The sequence below is a fragment of the Mycobacterium mantenii genome, from assembly GCF_001667865.1.
Lineage (GTDB): Bacteria > Actinomycetota > Actinomycetes > Mycobacteriales > Mycobacteriaceae > Mycobacterium > Mycobacterium mantenii_A.
The window spans coordinates 87568-107603 of the sequence record NZ_LZJP01000060.1 but is presented as its reverse complement, the minus strand read 5'-3'; the positions used below and the strand labels follow the sequence as shown (position 1 = coordinate 107603).

Below are 20036 nucleotides of genomic sequence, written 5' to 3'. Positions count from 1 at the left end.
CTATCGCTTGGCGGAGTTGGAGTGCTCGGCCGGGACGACCATCGGGGTGCCGGCGGCGGGCGCGGCCGCGGCGGGCAACGGCGTCCGCGGAATTCCCGGCGTGCCCAGCTGCCCGGCCAGCCAGGGCAGCGAGGCCGCGAACACGCGGTCCGCGAATGGCCAGTCGTGCTTGCCGGGCTGCGGAATCACCGCGCAGTCGATTCCGTTGGCGCGGCCGAGCGCACACAGCGAATAGGCGGCGGCGGTCTGGTTGCCGGGATTGGCGGCCGCGTCGCGTCCGGCGAGGCGGATGGCGCCGTTGTCGGTCAACTGAATGTCACGGCGCGGCGCCGGCGGTGCGTCGGACGAAATCGCGAACCAGCCGGCCACGTCGCGGTATGGCCCGTGCCGGTTGATCACCGTGGTCGGATCGAATGCCGCCCAGGCGTCGGCGTTTCCACCGAACAGCCGGGCGATGCTCTGGGCCTTGTTGCCGGCGTTCGGGAAGAAATCACCGGCGACGTCGACGAACGCGCTGAACAGATCGGGGTGCATGACCGTCAAATCCACGGCGCAGGTTCCGCCCATGGACCAGCCGGCGATGCCCCAGTTCGCCCGGTGCGGGCTGACCCCGAAGGCCGAAACCATGAATGGCGCAACATCTTTGGTCAGGTGATCGGCGGCGTTGCCCCGAACCCCGTTCACGCACTCGGTGTCGTTGTTGAATGCGCCGCCGGAATCCACGAACACCAGCACCGGGGCCTTGCCGTTGTGCGCGGCCGCGAAGTCGTCGATCGTCTTGACCGCGTTGCCCGCACGTGTCCAGTCCGCGGGTGTGTTGAACTGCCCACCGATCATCATCACGGTCGGCAACGGCGGGGGCGGGGTGGTGGCGAACCATTCGGGCGGCAGGTAGACCAGCTCACCACGGTGTTTGAAGTGCGATCCGTCCGAGGGAATCGCCACGGGCACGACGGTGCCGTGGGATGGCCGGATTCGGCTGGCGGCCATCGCGGTCACGGTGGCCCGGTCGGTCTGGTCGGGCAGCGGGCCCGACGTCAGCTGGTTCCACGCGGACTGCACGGTGGGGAAGTAGCCGACCCAGAGGTTGAGCACCAGCGCCGCGCTGAGCAGGCACAGGGGTACGGCCAGCACCGCGGCGCCCCGGCGCCAGCGGTGCGCGGTGCGCCAACCCAGGACCAGGACCGCAGCCGCCATACCCGTCAGCGCGACCCAGAGCCACAGCGCCGAGGGGGCGGGATCGTCGGAGAGCCCGTGGTCGACGACGTACCAGTGCGTCAGGTAGGCCGCGGCCCCGCCGGCCAGCACGGCCGCCGGCATCCACACCGTGCGCCAGCGGCGCGACCGCCAGCCGATTGCCGACGTCAGCACGACCGCGGCGAGCACCTGGATCGTCGTAGGCACCCAGCCATGCATCAACGAGGTGTGGCTACTTGCCAGGAACTGCGCGGGAGCGCCGTCCGTCGGGTCTGTCACGTGACTCATTGTGATCTATTGGTAACCGGCCTGGAACATATTCACCGAATGTTCGCCCTGGGCTCGCTGGACGTTCGGGACCTCCGCTAATGCGGCTTGGCCAGCGGAAATGGCAGTGTCTCGCGAATGCTGCGACCCGTTATGAGCATGACGAGCCGATCGATGCCCATGCCCAGCCCGCCGGTCGGCGGCATCGCGTACTCCATCGCCTGCAGGAAATCCTCGTCGAGCTCCATCGCCTCGGGATCCCCGCCGGCAGCTAACAGCGACTGCTCCTGCAGGCGGCGACGCTGCTCGACCGGGTCGGTGAGCTCGCTGTAGGCGGTGGCCAGCTCGACACCCCAGGCCACCAGGTCCCACCGCTCGGCGACGCCGGGCTCGCTGCGGTGCGGCCGGGTCAGCGGCGACACCGATGTCGGGAAGTCGATGTAGAACGTCGGCTCCTCGGTCCGGTCCTCGACCAGGTGCTCATAGAGCTCCAGCACCACCGCGCCGGCATCCCAGTGCGCCCGATAGGGGACGTGTGCGGCGTCGGACAGCTTGCGCAGGACCGACAGCGGCGTGGCGGGGTCGATGCGCTCGCCGAGCGCTTCGGACACGGCGTCGTGCACGGTCTTGACGGCCCAGACCCCGGAGATGTCGACCGGCTCCAGCCGGCCGTCGGGCCCGTGAGCGCCGTGCCGCATCACGATCTGCTCGCCGTGTGCGGCCTGGGCGGCGTTCTGGATGAGCTCGCGGCAGCCGTCGATCCACACCTTGTAGTCGGCGTGGGCCTGGTAGGCCTCCAGCAGGGTGAATTCCGGGTTGTGGCTGAAGTCGACGCCTTCGTTGCGGAAGGCCCGGCCGAGTTCGAAGACCCGCTCCACGCCGCCGACGCACAACCGCTTCAGGTAGAGCTCCGGCGCGATGCGCAGGAACAGGTCCAGGTCGTAGGTGTTGATGTGCGTGACGAAGGGCCGGGCCGTGGCCCCGCCGTGGATCTGCTGCAGGATCGGGGTCTCGACTTCGATGAAATCCTTGGCGAACAGCGTCTGCCGCACCGAACGCAACACCTCGCTGCGCGCCTTGATCAACTCGCGCGACTCGGGATTGACCGCGAGGTCGACGTAGCGGGTCCGCACCCGCGCCTCGGGGTCGGTCAGCCCCTTCCACTTGTTCGGCAACGGCCGCAGGCACTTACCGATCATTCGCCAGTCGGCCACGATCAGCGAGCGGCTTCCCTTCTTGGAAAAGCCCATGTGCCCGGTCACCTCGACCAGGTCGCCCAGGTCGATGGCCGCGGTGAAGTCGGCGGTTCGTCCACGCTCCAGCTGCGAATTGTCCAGCAGCACTTGCATTTCCCCCGACCAGTCGCGCAGGTGGGCGAACAGCACCCCGCCGTAGTCGCGGATCCGCAATATCCGTCCCGAGACGGTGATGGTGTCCCGGTCGTCCGCGTCGAGCGCCGTCGCGACGCTGTGGCTGGGCGGAGACCCCACCGGATACGCGTCGACACCGTCGCGCTGCAATATCTTCAGCTTGGCCAGGCGCACCCGAACCTGTTCGGGCAGGCGAGATCTGGACTCTTCCTCGTCGGCGGACTCCCGGCGCTCCCGCAGCCCGCTGACGTCCGGGGCGCTGCCGTCGTGATGCAGGAGTCCGGACTCCGCAAGTCGCGCCGGGACGGCGGGGTAGTGGCCGGTGTGCGTTTTGCGGCGGCTGAAGGGCAACACCAGGAACCCCTCGGCCAGCGCCGAGGCGACGCCGACCCGCGGAATGAGCCGGGCGTCCTCGTAGCAGGCGTAGCGCGGCACCCACTCGGGCTGGTATTTCATGTTGGAGCGGTACAGGGTCTCCAGCTGCCACCACCGTGAGAAGAACAGCAGCAGCCCCCGCCACAGCCGGGCGACGGGACCGGCGCCTAGCTGGGCGCCCTGTTCGAACGCCGAGCGGAACATCGCAAAGTTCAGCGAAATGCGGGTGATGCCAAGGGTTTCGGCGTTGAGCGCCAAATCGCTGACCATCAGCTCGATGGTTCCGTTGGGGGACTGCGGCGAACGGCGCATCAAATCCAGGGAAACGCCGGTGGTGCCCCACGGAACCAGCGACAGCATGGCCACGACGCTGCCGTCGCGGTCCAGCGCCTCGACCAGCAGGCAATCCCCGTCGGCGGGGTCGCCGAGACGGCCCAGCGCCATGGAAAAACCGCGCTCGGTCTGGGTGTCCCGCCAGGCGTCGGCGCGGGCGATGGTGTCGGACATCTCATCGGCGGCGATGTCGCGGTGGCGCCGGATCCGCACGGTCAGTCCCGCCCGGCGGGCCCGGGTCACGGCCTGGCGGACCCCGCGCATGTCGGGGCCGGACAGCTTGAAATCGGCGGTGCGCAGGATGGCTTCGTCGCCGAGTTCGAGCGCGTTCAGACCGCCTTCGCGGTACGCCCGCGCCCCCTGGGTGCTGGCGCCCATCACGCCGGGTGCCCAACCGTAGGCCTGGCACAGGCCCAGCCAGGCGTCGACGGCCTGCGGCCAGGCCCGGGGATCGCCGATCGGGTCGCCGCTGGCCAGGCAGACGCCGATCTCGACCCGGTAGGTGATGGCGGCGCGCCCGCTCTGGGCGAAGACCACCGACTTGTCCCGTCGGGTGGCGAAGTAGCCCAGGGAATCGTTCTTGCCGTAGAGCTCGAGCAGCCCGCGGATGGCCGACTCGTCCTCGCCGGTCAGCGCGTTCTCCGCGCGCTGGGATTGGAAGAGCACGATCGTCGCCAGGATCAGCGCCAGCGCGCCGAACAACCCGAAGATCGCGTTGAGGAACACGTGCGGCCGGCCGGTGAACAGATCCGGATCCGCCAGCGCGAAGCCGACCACCCGGTTGGCCACATACGGCAGGCGGTCCTGGCGGGCGAGGGTTCCCGGGAACAACTCGACCAGGCCCCAGGACACTCCGATCCCCACCACGTCGCCGGCGACCAGCACCGCGGCCGCCTTGACCAGTGCGCCCTTGCGGACCTTGGCCCAGAACTCCCGATAGGCCAGGAGCAGCAGGACGATCGCCACGATGTGCACGGCGAAGCCGAGGTTCTCGCCGAAGATCTCGGCCGGGGTGTTGTCGCCCGCGGCGATGTCGGCGGCGTTCAGCGCCGCGGCCAGGATCATGTTGGCCAGCAACAGCAGCCAGGCGATGCGCTTACGCGCGGTCAGGGCCGCCGCCAGCAGGGCCAGGATGAACGACCACGCGATGCTGGTATCCGGGAAGTTGAACAGATAGTCGTTGATGAACTCGCGGGGGACCTTGATCAGGTACCTGATCAACGGTGACACGCTGCCCAGCAGTGACACGGTGGCGATGACGCCCACGGTCCAGCCGGCCGCCGCCGGCACCCAGCGATACCGCGAGTTCGACCGGCCGCGCGGCCCCAGATGCGGCCCCGAACGAGGGCCCGAATTAGGCCCCGAATTAGGCGTAGCGAGTGTCACAGACCGCGAGGATATGCCCTCAGTCCGTGAAAAGCTTGTGGAAGCGCCAGGTGTGGTGGGCACCAGTTTGCACATGTTTTTCGGGCCGGGTTGACTCGTCGCGGCGCTGCCCTCCGGGCGAAGTGCTAAAAGCCACCTCAAGGCTGCTAAACTAGCGCCTGCGACCATTCCGGCGAACGCCAGGAACAGTTAAGTGGAGTCCCACTCCCACCGCGAGCCGATGAGATCCCCGTGCGGATCCGCCAAGGTTCAGCGGTCCGGTCACAGGCATCGTGGATGCCTGTTCCGCGAGTGACGCGGGCGGCTCGGGTAATTCCCGGCCGCGATCGGTCGGCATTGGGCCCTGCTTGTGCAGGGCTTTTTTGCTAGTGGTGTGGTGTCTCCGCCGCTGGTTCCCGACCGAGCCGGACATCGGCCGCACCGGACCCAGAAGCCCAACAAGGGAGGCCCCATCAGCACTGAGACCCGCGTCAACGAGCGCATTCGCGTACCTGAAGTCCGATTGATCGGCCCAGGGGGAGAGCAGGTAGGCATAGTGCGCATCGAAGACGCACTGCGCGTCGCTGCGGACGCCGATCTCGACCTTGTCGAAGTTGCCCCGAACGCCAGACCACCGGTCTGCAAGATCATGGACTACGGCAAGTTCAAATACGAAGCGGCGCAGAAGGCGCGCGAATCCCGCCGGAACCAGCAGCAGACCGTCGTCAAAGAACAAAAGCTGCGACCGAAGATCGACGATCACGACTACGAGACCAAGAAGGGTCACGTCATCCGCTTCCTGGAGGCGGGATCGAAGGTAAAGGTCACCATCATGTTCCGCGGACGCGAGCAGTCGCGGCCCGAGCTGGGCTACCGGTTGCTCCAGCGCCTGGGTGCGGACGTGGCCGAATACGGCTTCGTCGAAACGTCCGCCAAGCAGGACGGCCGCAACATGACGATGGTGCTGGCACCGCATCGCGGCGCGAAGACTCGCGCCAAGGCGCGGCATCCGGAAGGACCGGGGGGCGGCGCGCCGGATTCCGATACGGCCGCCGAAGCCGAACCTTCGTCGAACTGACCTAACGCGAGACTCCCGAGCGCTCGGGGGCTTCACCGAGCACTCGAGCACAACGAACAGAGGAAACATGCCCAAAGCCAAGACCCACAGCGGGGCGTCAAAGCGGTTCCGGCGCACCGGAACCGGCAAGATCGTCCGCCAGCAGGCCAACCGCCGGCATCTGCTCGAGCACAAGCCGAGCAAGCGGACCCGGCGCCTCGACGGCCGAATCACGGTGTCGGCCAACGACACCAAACGAGTTAACAGCCTGCTGAACGGCTGACCACCGCGCCGGCCAGACCCGCAGCGCGAGCTGGCACGGCGACCCGACCAACTAATTGTGAACGAGAGTAGGAACATCTGATGGCACGCGTGAAGCGGGCGGTCAACGCCCACAAGAAGAGGCGCAGCATCCTGAAGGCCTCGAAGGGCTATCGCGGCCAGCGATCCCGGCTCTACCGCAAGGCCAAAGAGCAGCAACTTCATTCACTGAACTACGCCTACCGCGACCGTCGTGCGCGCAAGGGCGAGTTCCGCAAGCTGTGGATCTCCCGGATCAACGCGGCGGCCCGCGCCAACGACATCACCTACAACCGGCTGATCCAGGGCCTGAAGGCCGCCGGTGTGGAAGTGGACCGGAAGAACCTGTCCGACATCGCGATCGCCGACCCGGCCGCCTTCACGGCGCTGGTCGACATCGCGCGGGCGGCACTGCCCGAGGACGTCAACGCCCCCTCCGATTCGGGAGAAGCGGCCTAACCGACGACGCTGCGGACCGCGCAGGTGCTGACCGAACGCTCGGCCAGGGTCGCCGCGGCGGTCAAGTTGCATCGCCACGTCGGCCGCCGGCGGGCGGGCCGATTCCTCGCCGAAGGCCCCAACCTCGTCGGGGCCGCCGCCCGCCGCGGCCTGGTTCGCGACGTCTTCGTCACCGAGGTCGCCCGGCAGCGTCACGCGTCGCTGCTGGCGACTCTGGATGCCGCGCGCTGCCCGGTCCACCCGGTCACCGAGCGCGCCGCGAAGGCGTTGTCCGACACCGTCACCCCCGCGGGGCTGGTCGCCGTGTGCGAGACGCCGGAGACCCGGCTTCAAGACGTGCTGGCCGGTTCGCCGCGGCTGGTCGCGGTCGCCGTCGAAATCGGCGAACCGGGCAACGCGGGCACCCTGATCCGCCTCGCCGACGCGATGGGGGCGGCCGGCGTCGTTCTCGGCGGCCACAGCGTCGACCCGTACAACGGCAAGTGCCTGCGCGCGTCGGCGGGCAGCATCTTTTCGGTCCCGGTCGTCGTCGCGCCGGACACGCTCGCCGCCGTCGACGCGTTGCGTGTCGCGGGCCTGCAGTTGCTCGCCACCACCGTGGACGGCGAGACCCGGCTCGACGAGGCCACCGAACTGCTCGGCGCGCCGACGGCGTGGCTGTTCGGACCCGAATCACACGGCCTGCCGAGCGAAATCGCGGCGGCGGCCGACCACCGCCTGCGCATCCCTATGGCCGGCGGTGCGGAGAGCCTGAATGTGGCGTCGGCCGCAGCCATCTGTCTGTATCAGAGCGCGCGGGCGCTGAACCTGCCTACGCGGCCCTAGCCGGCCGTTTCGGGCGGCCCCGCCCGGCACGCAGGCCTGCCAGCGACAGCGTCGTGTGCACCAGGGAGCCGGCGCGTTCCATCAGGGCCCGGGCCGGTTGCAGCGCGGGGTCCAGCGGCGACCTGGGGGGCGGGGGGAAGTAATGCATCGGCAGCCCGCGGCGGTCCCGCGGCGGCGCCATGAACGGCGGGGCCTCGACCAGCGGCGCGTCGCTGGGCAGCCGTCCCTCGGCGCGCCGGTAGGCGGCCAGCGCGCGCGGGTGCAGCCGGATTTCGTCGGGCACCGCCAGGAAGGCCAGTTCGACGACCTTGCCGAACAGGCGCAGCAACACCTCGTCGCCGGGTGTCCAGTGCATTCCGGCCTTCTCGCGCACCGCGGGCTCGAAGAGTCCCGCGGCGATCCAGCGCTGGCCGGCGACCAGCGGCTTGAAGATCTGGTCCCAGATCGGTGTCGGCATCAGCACGAATTTCGGCTTCGGGATTCGCATCTGGAAGATGTCCAGCGTCGCCCGGTTGATTTCCAGGGTGTCGCGGCCGGTGCGCTCCCAGTACTCCTGGAAGTCTTCCCACGATTCGGGCACCGGTCGCATGCTCATCCCGTACATCCGGTACCACTGCACGTGCTCGGCGAAGAGCTGCCTTTTCTCGGCCTCGGTCAGGCCGCCGCAGAAGTACTCGGCCACCTTGACGATCAGCATGAAAAACGTGGCGTGCGCCCAGTAGAAGGTCTCGGGGTTGAGCGCGTGATAGCGCCGCCCGGCGGCGTCGGTTCCCTTGATGGTGTGGTGGTAGCTGGTGATCTGCCGGCCGGTCTGCGATGCTCGGTCGCCGTCGTAGACGACGCCCATGATCGGGTAGACGGACCGGGCCACCCGCTGCAGCGGCTCCCGCAGCAGGATCGAGTGCTCCTCGACTGCCGCGCCGAGTTCGGGATACATGTTCTGGATCGCCCCGATCCACACCCCCATCATTCCGGTGCGCAGATCGCCAAAATACTTCCAGGTCAGGGAATCTGGTCCGAGTGGATCGGCGGATTCAGTCCCGCAAACGCTCACGGTGCCAGTCATCGCGGCCTCCTGCTTCAATTGCGCTCACGATAACTTTGACAACGCACGTTGTCTACGTTTTCGGCGATGTGTCGGCAGGGGTGTTATCGAGCTTCCACATCGGTGTGGCACCACCGTGATCAGGCGGTTTGGTGCGAGATGCGACACATCTGGCCTACCTGTCTTGAACAGTCGTTGCCTGCCTCTGGCGAAACCAAATAACCTGGCCAGGTGGAACTCGCGCGTCGCGATCTGGCCCCGGGCGAGCCCGAAGAGACGCAGGCGCACTCCGCTCCGCAACGCTCTCCACTGTCGGTGCACACCGCGACTGAATGGCTGCACAGCCGCAACCGCAGCCCCGGGGCGGTTGCCTTCATTCGGCGTGCGCGCCGGATGCTGCCCGGCGACCCAGAGTTCGGCGATCCGCTGTCCACCGCGGGCGACGGCGGTCCGCGTGCGGCGGCGCGCGCGGCCGACCGGTTGCTGGGGGATCGCGACGCGGTGTCGCGCGAGTTCGGCCTCGGGGTGCTGCAGGTGTGGCAGGCGCTGACCGAAGGCGTTTCCCGGCGGCCGGCCAATCCGGAGGTGACGCTGGTCTTCACCGACCTGGTCGGCTTCTCGACGTGGTCGCTGAAGGCCGGCGACGACGCGGCGCTGGCACTGCTCCGGCAGGTGGCCCGGGCCCTCGAGCCGCCCCTGCTCGACGCCGGCGGACACATCGTCAAGCGGATGGGCGACGGCCTCATGGCGGTGTTCGGCGATCCGACGGTCGCCGTGCGGGCCGTGCTGGCCGCCAAGGAGGCACTGAAATCGGTCGAGGTCGCCGGCTATACGCCCCGGATGCGGGTCGGGATCCACACCGGGCGCCCGCAGCGGTTGGCCTCGGATTGGCTCGGCGTCGATGTGAACATCGCCGCACGAGTTATGGAAAGAGCCACCAAGGGTGGAATTATGGTGTCGAGTTCAACGTTAGATCTCATACCGCAAAGTGAGTTGGACGCGTTGGGCGTCGAGGCCAAGCGTACGAGGAAGCCGGTCTTCGGGCCGAAGCCCGCCGGCATTCCCGACGATCTGGCGATATATCGCATCAAGACTCTTAAGGAGTTGTCAGGCCCTGATGACACAGCCGAAGCGAAACCACAGCCATAATGGATGCCAATGGTAGGGGGCATCGCGTCCCGGCTCGCCCGGGTCCAATTCACTGTGGGGTATGCGGTGCTGCTGCTTGCCATCAGCTGCGCCATCCTGGCCCTGGGCCCACACGCGCATGACGTCATCGTGCAGCGTGCCAGCACCAACGTGCACAACCTGTCCCACGGCCACGTGGGCACGCTGCTGGGCAGCGCGCTGGTCGTCGACGCTGGTCCGCTCTACTTCTGGCTGCCCTTCCTGACCTGTCTGCTCGCGCTGGCCGAGCTGCATCTGCGCACCATCCGGCTGGTGGTGGCCTTCGTCGTCGGCCATATCGGCGCCACGCTGCTGGTGGCCGCGGCCCTGGCCGCGTCGGTCGAGTTCGGCTGGCTGCCCCTGTCGATCACCCGGGCCAGCGACGTCGGCATGAGCTACGGCGCGCTGGCGGTGCTCGGCGCGATGACGGCCGTGATCCCCTCGCGCTGGCGGGCGGCCTGGGTCGGCTGGTGGGTGGCGGCGGGCATCGCTTCGGCGATCATCGGCGGCGATTTCACCGACGCCGGCCACACCGTCGCCGTGATCCTGGGCGTGCTGGTCTCGGCCCGGTTCCGGCAGCCGATCCACTGGACGCCGGCCCGGTACCTGATGCTGGCGGCGTCCTCGGGCTTCGGCTTCCTGATGCTGGCCCACCATTGGGGGACCATGGCGGCGACGCCCGTATTCGGCCTCGTGGGCGCCTTTGTTGCCTACCGGGTGGCGAAGTTCGCCCGCGGTCGGAGCCTTCCGGCCATGCCGGTCGGCGGCGACGACGCGCTGGCCGGTCCGCAGCCGGCCGTCGCCGGCTGAGCCACTCCACGGCCACCGCCGTGCTTCGGCGGCCCCCAGCCGCCGCCCAACTGCCAAGCGCCCGCCGGGCCCCACGCGCGGAATCACTATGATCAGCACTTGCCGCTGGGCAAGTGCAGCCAACGCTGAAGCAAGGAGAGTGTCGCCGCGTGGGTGATCAACCCGTCGACCTGTCGCCGGAAGCCCTGGCCCACGCGGTCAGCGCCGCCCGGGAGGCTTTCACGCGGGCCGGCGATCTCGACGCACTGGCGCGGGTCAAGACCGAGCACCTGGGCGATCGCTCGCCGCTGGCGCTGGCGCGCCAGGCGCTGGGCGGCGTCCAAAAGGACGAGCGCGCCGATGCCGGGAAGCGGGTCAACGGGGCGCGAACCGAAGCCCAGCAGGGTTACGACGAGCGGCTCGCGGTGCTGCGCGCCGAACGCGACGCCGCGGTGCTGGTGGCCGAAGGCATCGACGTCACGCTGCCGTCGACCCGGCAGCCGACCGGCGCGCGGCACCCGATCACGATCCTGGCCGAACACATCGCCGACACCTTCATCGCGATGGGCTGGGAACTGGCGGAGGGGCCCGAGGTCGAGACCGAGCAGTTCAACTTCGACGCGCTCAACTTCCCGGCCGATCACCCGGCGCGCAGCGAACAGGACACCTTCTACATCGCGCCCGACGATTCCCGGCAACTCCTGCGCACCCACACCTCGCCGGTGCAGGTGCGCACCCTGCTCGCGCGTGAATTGCCCGTCTACGTCATCTCGATCGGCCGCACGTTTCGCACCGACGAACTCGACTCCACCCACACACCGGTCTTCCACCAGGTCGAAGGCCTGGCGGTGGACCGCGGCCTGACCATGGCGCATCTGCGGGGAACGCTGGACGCGTTCGCGCGCGCCGAGTTCGGCCCCGAGGCGCGCACCCGGATCCGTCCGCATTACTTCCCGTTCACCGAGCCGTCCGCCGAGGTCGATGTGTGGTTCGTCGGCAAGAAGGGCGGTGCCGGCTGGGTGGAGTGGGGCGGCTGCGGCATGGTGCATCCAAACGTGTTGCGCGCCGCGGGGATTGACCCAGACGTCTACTCCGGCTTCGCATTCGGCATGGGGCTGGAACGAACGCTGCAGTTCCGCAACGGGATTCCGGACATGCGCGACATGGTCGAAGGCGACATCCGGTTCTCGCTGCCGTTCGGGGTGGGTGCCTGATGCGCGTTCCGTACAGCTGGCTACGTGAGATCGTGGCGGCCGGCGCGCCGGACTGGGACGTCAGGCCCGACGAGCTCGAGCAGGCGCTGGTGCGCATCGGCCACGAGGTCGAAGACGTCGCCACCCTGGGCCCGGTCGAGGGTCCGCTGAAGGTGGGCCGGGTCACCGCCATCGAAGAGCTCAGCGGCTTCAAAAAGCCGATCCGGTTCTGCCACGTCGACGTCGGCGAAGGAGAAGACCGCGAGATCGTCTGCGGCGCAACCAACTTCGCCGTCGGAGACCTCATCGTGGCTGCGCTGCCCGGCGCCACCCTGCCCGGGGACTTCGCCATCGCCGCCCGCAAGACGTACGGCCGCAACTCCGACGGCATGATCTGCTCGGCGGCCGAACTGGGCTTGGGCGCCGACCACGCCGGGATCCTGGTGCTGCCGCCGGGCACCGCCGCCCCTGGAGCCGACGGCGCCGCGGTGCTCGGACTCGACGACGTGGTCTTCCATCTGGCGATCACGCCGGACCGCGGTTACTGCATGTCGCTGCGGGGCCTGGCCCGCGAGATCGCGTGCGCCTACGACCTGGACTACGTCGACCCGGCGGACGTGAAGCCGTTGCCGGTCGACGGCGAGGCCTGGCCGCTGACCGTGCAGCCCGACACCGGCGTGCGCCGATTCGCGCTGCGCCCGGTCACCGGCATCGACCCCGCGGCGGTGTCGCCGTGGTGGCTGCAGCGCCGGCTGCTGTTGTCCGGCATCCGCGCGACCTCCCCGGCGGTCGACGTGACCAACTACGTGATGCTCGAGCTCGGTCACCCCATGCACGCCCACGACCGCAACCGCATCAGGGGAAGCTTCGGCGTGCGATTCGCCCGGCCCGGCGAGACCGTGGTCACCCTCGACGACATCGAGCGCAAGCTCGAGCCCGCCGACGTCCTCATCGTCGACGACGCGGCGACCGCCGCAATCGGCGGCGTGATGGGCGCCGCGAGCACCGAGGTGCGCGCCGACTCGACCGACGTGCTGCTCGAGGCCGCCGTGTGGGACCCGGCCGCGGTCTCGCGCACCCAGCGCAGACTGCACCTGCCCAGCGAGGCCGCCCGGCGCTACGAGCGGGGAGTCGATCCGGCCATCTCGGTGGCCGCGCTGGACCGCTGCGCCGCCCTGCTCGCCGACATCGCCGGCGGGGTGGTCTCCGACGGTCTGACCGACTGGCGCGGCGACCCGCCGCGCGATGACTGGTCACTCCCGCCGATCGACATCGCCGTCGACCTGCCGGATCGCCTCGCCGGGGTGGGCTACGCCCCGGGCACCACCGCCAAGCGGCTCGCCCAGATCGGCGCCGACGTGGCGGAGCGCGGCGACACGCTGACGGTGACCCCGCCCAGCTGGCGGCCCGACCTGGTGCAGCCCGCCGATCTCGTCGAAGAGGTGCTGCGGCTCGAGGGCCTTCAGGCCATCCCGTCGGTGTTGCCGGCGGCGCCGGCCGGCCGGGGTCTGTCCGCCGTGCAGAAGCGCCGCCGCGCCATCGGCAGGTCGCTGGCCCAGTCCGGCTACGTCGAGATCCTGCCGACCCCGTTTCTGCCCGCGGGCGTGTTCGACCTGTGGGGCCTGCCGGCCGACGACCCACGGCGCGCGACCACCAACGTGCTCAACCCCCTGGAGGCCGACCGCCCGCAGCTGGCCACCACGCTGCTGCCCGCGTTGCTGGAAGCGTTGGTGCGCAACGTTTCTCGCGGTCTGGTCGACGTCTCGCTGTATGCCCTGGCGCAGGTGGTCCAGCCGACGGAGCACACCCGCGCGGTGGAGCTCATTCCCGTGCACCGCCGGCCCACCGACGACGAGATCGCCGTGCTCGACGCGTCACTGCCACGGCAACCGCAGCACGTTGCGGCGGTGCTGAGCGGCATGCGCGAACGCCGCGGACCCTGGGGCCCCGGCCGCCGGGCCGAAGCCGCCGACGCGTTCGAGGCGGTGCGCGTGATCGCCCGCGCCAGCGGAATCGACGTGCGGTTGCGGGCGGCGCAATACCTGCCGTGGCATCCGGGGCGGTGCGCCGAAGTCCTCGTCGGCGACACCCCGGTGGGCTACGCCGGCCAGCTGCATCCCGCGGTGATCGAGCGCTCCGGGCTGCCCAAGGGCACCTGCGCCCTCGAGCTCAACCTCGACGCGCTGCCCATCACCGCGACGCTGCCCGCGCCGCGGGTATCGCCGTTCCCGGCCGTCTTCCAGGACGTCAGCCTGGTGGTAGCGGCCGACATCCCGGCTCAAGCGGTGGCCGACGCCATCTGCGACGGCGCGGGGGAGCTGCTCGAAGACCTGCAACTGTTCGACGTGTTCACCGGCCCGCAGATCGGCGAGGACCGCAAATCGCTGACCTTCGCGCTGCGGTTCCGGGCGCCGGACCGAACGCTGACCGAGGACGACGCCACTGCGGCCCGCGACGCCGCGGTCCGCCGTGCCGCCGAGGCGGTGGGCGCGGAGCTGCGCGCCTAGCGGAATGGATTTGCAAAGCACTGCATAACCATGCAGAATCGGCGGAATGGCCGACGGAATGAAGGTGGCGGTTGCCGGTGCCAGCGGCTACGCCGGCGGTGAAATCCTGCGGCTGCTGCTCGGGCACCCGGCCTGCGCGCACGGGCGCCTCACGATCGGCGCGGTGACCGCCGCCGCCAGCGCCGGCAGCACGCTCGGCGAGCACCACCCGCACCTGACACCACTGGCCCAGCGCGTGGTCGAGCCGACCGAACTCGACGTGCTAGCCGGCCACGACGTGGTGTTCCTGGCCTTGCCGCACGGTCATTCGGCCGCGCTGGCCGAACAGCTCGGCCCCGACACCCTGATCATCGACTGCGGCGCCGACTTCCGGCTCACCGACGCCGCCGCGTGGGAGCGGTTCTACGGATCCCCGCACGCCGGCAGTTGGCCCTATGGGCTGCCCGAGCTGCCCGGCGCACGCGAGCGGCTGCGCGGCGCCCGCCGGATCGCGGTGCCGGGCTGCTACCCGACCGCGGCGCTACTGGGGTTGCTGCCGGCGGTGGCCGAGGACCTCATCGAGCCCGCCGTCACCGTCGTCGCCGTCAGCGGCACCTCCGGGGCCGGCCGCGCCGCCAAGACCGACCTGCTGGGCTCGGAGGTCATCGGCTCGGCGCGGGCCTACAACATCGCCGGGGCGCACCGGCACACCCCCGAGATCGCCCAGGGCCTGGGCGCCGTCACCGGCCGCGACGTCACCGTGTCGTTCACCCCGGTGCTCATCCCGACGTCCCGCGGCATCCTGGCCACCTGCACCGCGCGCACCCGGGCGCCGCTGTCGCAGCTGCGGGAAGCCTACGAAAAGGCTTACCATGCAGAGCCTTTCATCTATCTGCTGCCCGGGGGTCAGCTGCCCCGCACCGGGGCGGTGATCGGCAGCAACGCGGCGCACATCGCCGTCGCGGTAGACGAGGCGGCGAGCACGTTCGTCGCGATCGCCGCGATCGACAACCTGGTCAAGGGAACCGCCGGCGCCGCCGTTCAGTCGATGAACCTGGCGCTGGGCTGGCCGGAGACAGAAGGCCTTTCGGTGATCGGGGTGGCGCCATGACTTCCACGACCGAGGCGCGCCTGGTGCGCGAACAGGGCGTCACCGCGCCGGCCGGATTCCGGGCCGCCGGTATCGCCGCCGGCATCAAGGCCTCGGGCAATCGCGACCTGGCGCTGGTCTTCAACGAGGGACCCGACTACGCGGCGGCCGGGGTGTTCACCCGCAACAAGGTCAAAGCCGCACCGGTGCTGTGGAGCCAGCAGGTGCTGACCACCGGCGCGCTGCGCGCGGTGATCCTCAACTCAGGCGGCGCCAACGCCTGCACCGGACCGGGCGGGTTCCAGGACACCCACGCCACCGCCGAGGCCGTGGCGGCCGCGCTGTCGGACTGGGGCACCGAGACCGGCGCCATCGAGGTCGCGGTGTGTTCCACCGGGTTGATCGGTGACCGGCTGCCGATGGACAGGGTGCTCGCCGGGGTGCGCGCGATCGTGCAGGACATGGCCGGCGGCCTGTCCGGCGGCGACGAGGCGGCCCAGGCGATCATGACCACCGACACCGTGCCCAAACAGGTTGCGCTGCACCATCCGGGCAATTGGACGGTCGGCGGGATGGCCAAGGGCGCGGGCATGCTCGCGCCATCGCTGGCGACGATGCTCTGCGTGCTCACCACCGACGCGGCCGTCGACGCGGCGGCCCTGGACTCGGCGCTGCGCCGCGCCACCGCCCGCACCTTCGACCGGCTCGACATCGACGGCGCCTGCTCGACCAACGACACGGTGCTGCTGCTGGGTTCGGGGGCCAGCGGGATCGCGCCCAGCCAGGATGACCTCGACGAGGCGGTGCTGCGGGTGTGCGACGACCTGTGCGCCCAACTGCAAGCCGACGCCGAGGGCGTCACCAAGCGCGTCAACGTCACCGTGCTTGGGGCGGCGTCCGAGGACGACGCGCTGGTTGCCGCGCGCACGATCGCCCGTGACTCCCTGGTCAAGACGGCGGTGTTCGGCTCCGACCCGAATTGGGGCCGGGTGCTCGCCGCCGTCGGCATGGCGCCCATCGCGCTGGATCCCGACCGGATCACGGTGTCGTTCAACGGTTTTGCGGTCTTCGCCGACGGTGCCGGAGCCCCGGGTGCGCGCGAGGTGGACCTCTCGGGGGCCGACATCGACATCGCGGTCGACCTGCGGGTCGGCGACGGCCGGGCCACCGTCCGGACCACCGACCTGTCGCACGGCTACGTCGAAGAGAATTCGGCCTACAGCTCATGAGGCCGGCCACCGAGGGGTTGTCCACCCCGGTCAAGGCGCAGGTGCTCGCCGAAGCCCTGCCCTGGCTCAAGCAGCTGCACGGCAAGATCGTCGTGATCAAGTACGGCGGCAACGCCATGACCGACGACACGCTGCGGCACGCCTTCGCCGCCGACATGGCGTTTCTGCGTAACTGCGGCGTCCATCCCGTCGTCGTGCACGGCGGCGGCCCGCAGATCACCGCGATGCTGCGCCGGCTCGGCATCCCGGGCGACTTCAAGGGCGGATTCCGGGTCACCACACCGGAAGTGCTCGACGTGGCGCGGATGGTGCTGTTCGGTCAGGTCGGCCGCGAGCTGGTCAACCTGATCAACGCGCACGGACCCTACGCCGTCGGCATCACCGGCGAGGACGCCCAGCTGTTCACCGCCGTGCGGCGCAGCGTCACCGTGGACGGCGTGGCCACCGACATCGGCCTGGTGGGAGACGTCGAACGGGTGAACACCGCCGCGGTGCTGGATCTGATTGCCGCGCGGCGCATTCCGGTGGTGTCGACGTTGGCGCCGGACGCCGAAGGCGTGGTGCACAACATCAACGCCGACACCGCCGCCGCGGCGCTGGCCGAGGCGCTGCGCGCCGAGAAGCTGTTGATGCTCACCGATGTCGAAGGCCTGTACACCAGCTGGCCGGACCCCGGTTCGCTGGTCAGCGAAATCGACACGGCCACCTTGTCGCAACTGCTACCCACGCTGGAGGCGGGCATGATTCCCAAAGTCGAAGCCTGCCTGCGGGCGGTGACCGCGGGCGTGCCCAGCGCGCACGTCATCGACGGGCGGGTCGAACACTGTGTCCTGGTCGAGCTTTTCACCGACGAGGGCACCGGCACCAAGGTGGTGCGCGCATGACCCGAGGAGACGCCATGAAGCAGCGCTGGGAAGCCGTGATGATGAACAACTACGGCACCCCCGCAATGGCCCTGGCCGGCGGCGAGGGCGCCGTGGTCACCGACGTGGACGGGAAGGCCTACCTCGACCTGCTCGGCGGCATCGCGGTCAACGTCCTGGGCCACCGTCACCCCGCGATCATCGAGGCCGTCACCCACCAGATGTCGACGCTGGGCCACACCTCCAACCTGTATGCGACCGAACCGGGCCTCGCGCTGGCCGAGGAACTGGTGAACCTGCTGGGCACCGATTCCCCGGTGCGGGTGTTCTTCTGCAACTCCGGGACCGAGGCCAACGAGGTGGCCTTCAAGCTGTCGCGGCTCACCGGGCGCACCAAACTCGTTGCCGCACAAGAGGCCTTCCATGGGCGGACCATGGGCTCGCTGGCGCTGACCGGTCAGCCGAGCAAGCAGGCGCCGTTCGCGCCGCTGCCCGGCGACGTCACGCACGTGCCCTACGGCGACACCGGCGCCCTGGCCGCCGCGGTCGACGACGCCACCGCCGCCGTGTTTCTGGAACCGATCATGGGGGAGAGCGGCGTCGTCGTCCCGCCCGAGGGATACCTGGCCGCCGCGCGCGACATCACCGCGCGGCACGGCGCGCTGCTGGTGCTCGACGAGGTGCAGACCGGAATGGGCCGCACCGGAACGTTTTTCGCTCACCAGCACGACGGCATCACCCCGGACGTGGTGACCATGGCCAAGGGGCTGGGCGGCGGCCTGCCGATCGGCGCCTGCCTGGCCATCGGCCCGGCCGCCGACCTGATGACACCCGGCCTGCACGGCAGCACCTTCGGCGGCAACCCGGTCTGCGCCGCGGCGGCGCTCGCGGTGCTGCGGGTGATCGCGGCCGAGGGCCTGGTTCGTCACGCCGAGGTGCTGGGCAAGTCGCTGCGGCACGGCATCGAGGCGCTCGGCCACCCGCTGATCGACCATGTGCGCGGCCGCGGGTTGCTCTGCGGCATCGTGCTTTCGGCGCCGGTGGCCAAGGACGCCGAGGCGGCCGCGCGGGACGCCGGGTTCCTGGTCAACGCGGCGGCCCCCGACGTCATCCGGTTGGCGCCGCCGCTGATCATCACCGAGGCCCAGATCGACGGCTTCGTCGCCGCGCTGCCGGGCATCCTCGACACGGCGGGAGCCGCGGAATGACGCGCCACTTCCTGCGCGACGACGACCTGTCGCCTGCCGAGCAGGCCGAGGTGCTGCAGCTGGCCGCCGAGCTGAAGAAGGACCCGCTGCGCGCCCGCCCGCTGGACGGCCCGCGCGGGGTCGCGGTCCTCTTCGACAAGAACTCCACCCGCACCCGGTTCTCGTTCGAGGTGGGCATCGCCCAGCTCGGCGGGCACGCCGTCGTCGTCGACGCCCGCAGCACCCAGCTCGGGCGCGACGAAACGCTGGAGGACACCGCGCGGGTGCTGTCGCGCTACGTCGAGGCCATCGTCTGGCGGACGTTCGGGCAGGAACGCCTCGAGGCGATGGCCGCGACGGCGACGGTGCCGGTGGTCAACGCGCTGTCCGACGAATTCCATCCCTGCCAGGTGCTCGCCGACCTGCAGACCATCGCCGAGCGCAAGGGGGCGCTGACCGGTTTGCGGATGGCCTATTTCGGCGACGGCGCCAACAACATGGCCCACTCGCTGATGCTCGGTGGGGTCACCGCCGGGATCCACGTCACCATCGCCGCCCCGGAAGGCTTCGCGCCCGACGAGGCGTTCGTGGCCGCGGCCCGGCGGCGCGCCGAGGACACCGGCGCCTCGGTCGCCGTCACCGCCGACGCCGACGCCGCCGCCCGCGGCGCCGACGTCCTGGTCACCGACACCTGGACGTCGATGGGGCAGGAGGGCGACGGGCTGGACCGCCTCACCCCGTTCAAGCCCTACCAGATCAACGCCCCGCTGCTGGCCCTGGCCGACCCGGAAGCCATTGTGCTGCACTGCCTTCCGGCTCACCGCGGCGACGAGATCACCGACGAGGTGATGGACGGGCCGGCCAGCGTGGTCTTCGACGAGGCCGAAAACCGGTTGCACGCCCAAAAAGCGCTGCTGGTGTGGTTACTGGAGCGGTCGCGATGACGCGCTCGAAGGCCACGCCCGAAACCACCCGGGCCGGGCGCCAGGACCGCATCGTGGCGATCCTGTCGTCGGCGTCGATCAGCAGCCAGAGCGAGCTGGCGGCGCGGCTGGCCGATGAGGGCATCGACGTCACCCAGGCCACGCTCTCGCGCGACCTGGAGGAACTGGGTGCGGTGAAGCTGCGCGGCGCCGACGGCGGCGTCGGGGTCTACATCGTTCCCGAGGACGGCAGCCCGGTGCGTGGGGTGTCGGGCGGGACGGCCCGGCTGTCCCGGCTGCTGGGCGAACTGCTGGTGTCCGCCGACGCCAGCGCCAACCTCGCGGTGCTGCGCACCCCGCCCGGCGGCGCCAACTATCTGGCCAGCGCGATCGACCGCGCGGCGCTACCGTACGTCGTCGGCACCATCGCCGGCGATGACACCGTCTTCGTGGCCGCTCGAGAGCCGATGACCGGCGCCGAGCTGGCCACCACCCTGGAAAAACTCACGTAGAACT

General features: G+C 70.0%; 16 protein-coding genes and 1 pseudogene. 14 read left to right on the top strand and 3 right to left on the bottom strand.

Annotated elements, in window-relative coordinates; all coding sequences use genetic code 11:
• Positions 1-1485, bottom strand: coding sequence for an alpha/beta hydrolase (locus A5688_RS09675; RefSeq protein ID WP_120312514.1), 1485 nt, complete (start codon positions 1483-1485; stop codon positions 1-3).
• A gap of 77 nt (positions 1486-1562) precedes the next feature.
• Positions 1563-4832: a bifunctional lysylphosphatidylglycerol synthetase/lysine--tRNA ligase LysX gene (gene lysX / locus A5688_RS09670; RefSeq protein ID WP_067908240.1), complete on the bottom strand. Its 3270-nt coding sequence runs from the start codon at positions 4830-4832 to the stop codon at positions 1563-1565.
• A 547-nt stretch (positions 4833-5379) separates the two neighbouring features.
• On the opposite strand from lysX, the gene infC reads away from it, so the two are divergent.
• The 4 genes from infC to A5688_RS09650 all read left to right on the top strand — a co-directional run bounded on the left by infC (position 5380) and on the right by A5688_RS09650 (position 7548).
• Positions 5380-5985, top strand: a complete 606-nt coding sequence (gene infC, locus A5688_RS09665; protein WP_082951060.1) for a translation initiation factor IF-3 — start codon at positions 5380-5382, stop codon at positions 5983-5985.
• Between the two features lie 67 nt (positions 5986-6052).
• Complete coding sequence (gene rpmI / locus A5688_RS09660; protein ID WP_064883419.1) at positions 6053-6247, top strand: 50S ribosomal protein L35; 195 nt, start codon at positions 6053-6055, stop codon at positions 6245-6247.
• Between the two features lie 80 nt (positions 6248-6327).
• Positions 6328-6723, top strand: a complete 396-nt coding sequence (rplT, locus tag A5688_RS09655; protein ID WP_007776071.1) for a 50S ribosomal protein L20 — start codon at positions 6328-6330, stop codon at positions 6721-6723.
• 24 nt (positions 6724-6747) lie between these two features.
• Entirely contained in the window at positions 6748-7548 is an 801-nt protein-coding gene (locus A5688_RS09650) for a TrmH family RNA methyltransferase (RefSeq protein WP_067828566.1), read from the top strand.
• On the opposite strand, the gene A5688_RS09645 is transcribed toward A5688_RS09650, so the two are convergent.
• Positions 7535-8602, bottom strand: a complete 1068-nt coding sequence (locus A5688_RS09645) for an oxygenase MpaB family protein (RefSeq protein WP_431602642.1) — start codon at positions 8600-8602, stop codon at positions 7535-7537. The genes A5688_RS09650 and A5688_RS09645 overlap by 14 nt on opposite strands.
• Positions 8603-8824: 222 nt before the next feature.
• Here A5688_RS09645 and A5688_RS09640 point away from each other — a divergent pair, with 222 nt between their 5' ends.
• From A5688_RS09640 to A5688_RS09595, 10 genes and pseudogenes are all read left to right on the top strand, one after another.
• Complete coding sequence (locus A5688_RS09640) at positions 8825-9742, top strand: adenylate/guanylate cyclase domain-containing protein (RefSeq protein ID WP_067908233.1); 918 nt, start codon at positions 8825-8827, stop codon at positions 9740-9742.
• A 9-nt stretch (positions 9743-9751) separates the two neighbouring features.
• The gene (locus tag A5688_RS09635; protein WP_067828557.1) at positions 9752-10570 is read left to right on the top strand and encodes a rhomboid-like protein; all 819 of its coding nucleotides are present in this window, start codon (positions 9752-9754) and stop codon (positions 10568-10570) included.
• A 149-nt stretch (positions 10571-10719) separates the two neighbouring features.
• Positions 10720-11763: a phenylalanine--tRNA ligase subunit alpha gene (gene pheS / locus A5688_RS09630; protein WP_067908230.1), complete on the top strand. Its 1044-nt coding sequence runs from the start codon at positions 10720-10722 to the stop codon at positions 11761-11763.
• Positions 11763-14249 carry a phenylalanine--tRNA ligase subunit beta gene (gene pheT / locus A5688_RS09625; protein WP_067908227.1) on the top strand — a complete coding sequence of 829 codons (2487 nt, stop codon included), beginning with the start codon at positions 11763-11765 and terminating at the stop codon, positions 14247-14249. Before pheS ends, pheT begins: the two co-directional genes overlap by 1 nt.
• Positions 14250-14279: 30 nt before the next feature.
• Positions 14280-15339, top strand: a pseudogene (gene argC, locus A5688_RS09620) (N-acetyl-gamma-glutamyl-phosphate reductase).
• The gene (gene argJ, locus A5688_RS09615) at positions 15336-16547 is read left to right on the top strand and encodes a bifunctional glutamate N-acetyltransferase/amino-acid acetyltransferase ArgJ (RefSeq protein WP_067828545.1); all 1212 of its coding nucleotides are present in this window, start codon (positions 15336-15338) and stop codon (positions 16545-16547) included. The pseudogene argC and the gene argJ overlap by 4 nt, the downstream one beginning before the upstream one ends.
• The gene (argB, locus tag A5688_RS09610; protein WP_067828542.1) at positions 16544-17431 is read left to right on the top strand and encodes an acetylglutamate kinase; all 888 of its coding nucleotides are present in this window, start codon (positions 16544-16546) and stop codon (positions 17429-17431) included. Before argJ ends, argB begins: the two co-directional genes overlap by 4 nt.
• The gene (locus A5688_RS09605) at positions 17428-18618 is read left to right on the top strand and encodes an acetylornithine transaminase (RefSeq protein WP_067908221.1); all 1191 of its coding nucleotides are present in this window, start codon (positions 17428-17430) and stop codon (positions 18616-18618) included. Before argB ends, A5688_RS09605 begins: the two co-directional genes overlap by 4 nt.
• The gene (argF, locus tag A5688_RS09600) at positions 18615-19541 is read left to right on the top strand and encodes an ornithine carbamoyltransferase (protein ID WP_067908218.1); all 927 of its coding nucleotides are present in this window, start codon (positions 18615-18617) and stop codon (positions 19539-19541) included. The genes A5688_RS09605 and argF overlap by 4 nt, the downstream gene beginning before the upstream one ends.
• A complete protein-coding gene (locus A5688_RS09595) occupies positions 19538-20032 on the top strand; it encodes an arginine repressor (RefSeq protein ID WP_067828536.1) in 495 nt (164 codons plus the stop codon). The genes argF and A5688_RS09595 overlap by 4 nt, the downstream gene beginning before the upstream one ends.
• The last annotated feature ends 4 nt before the right edge of the window (positions 20033-20036 follow it).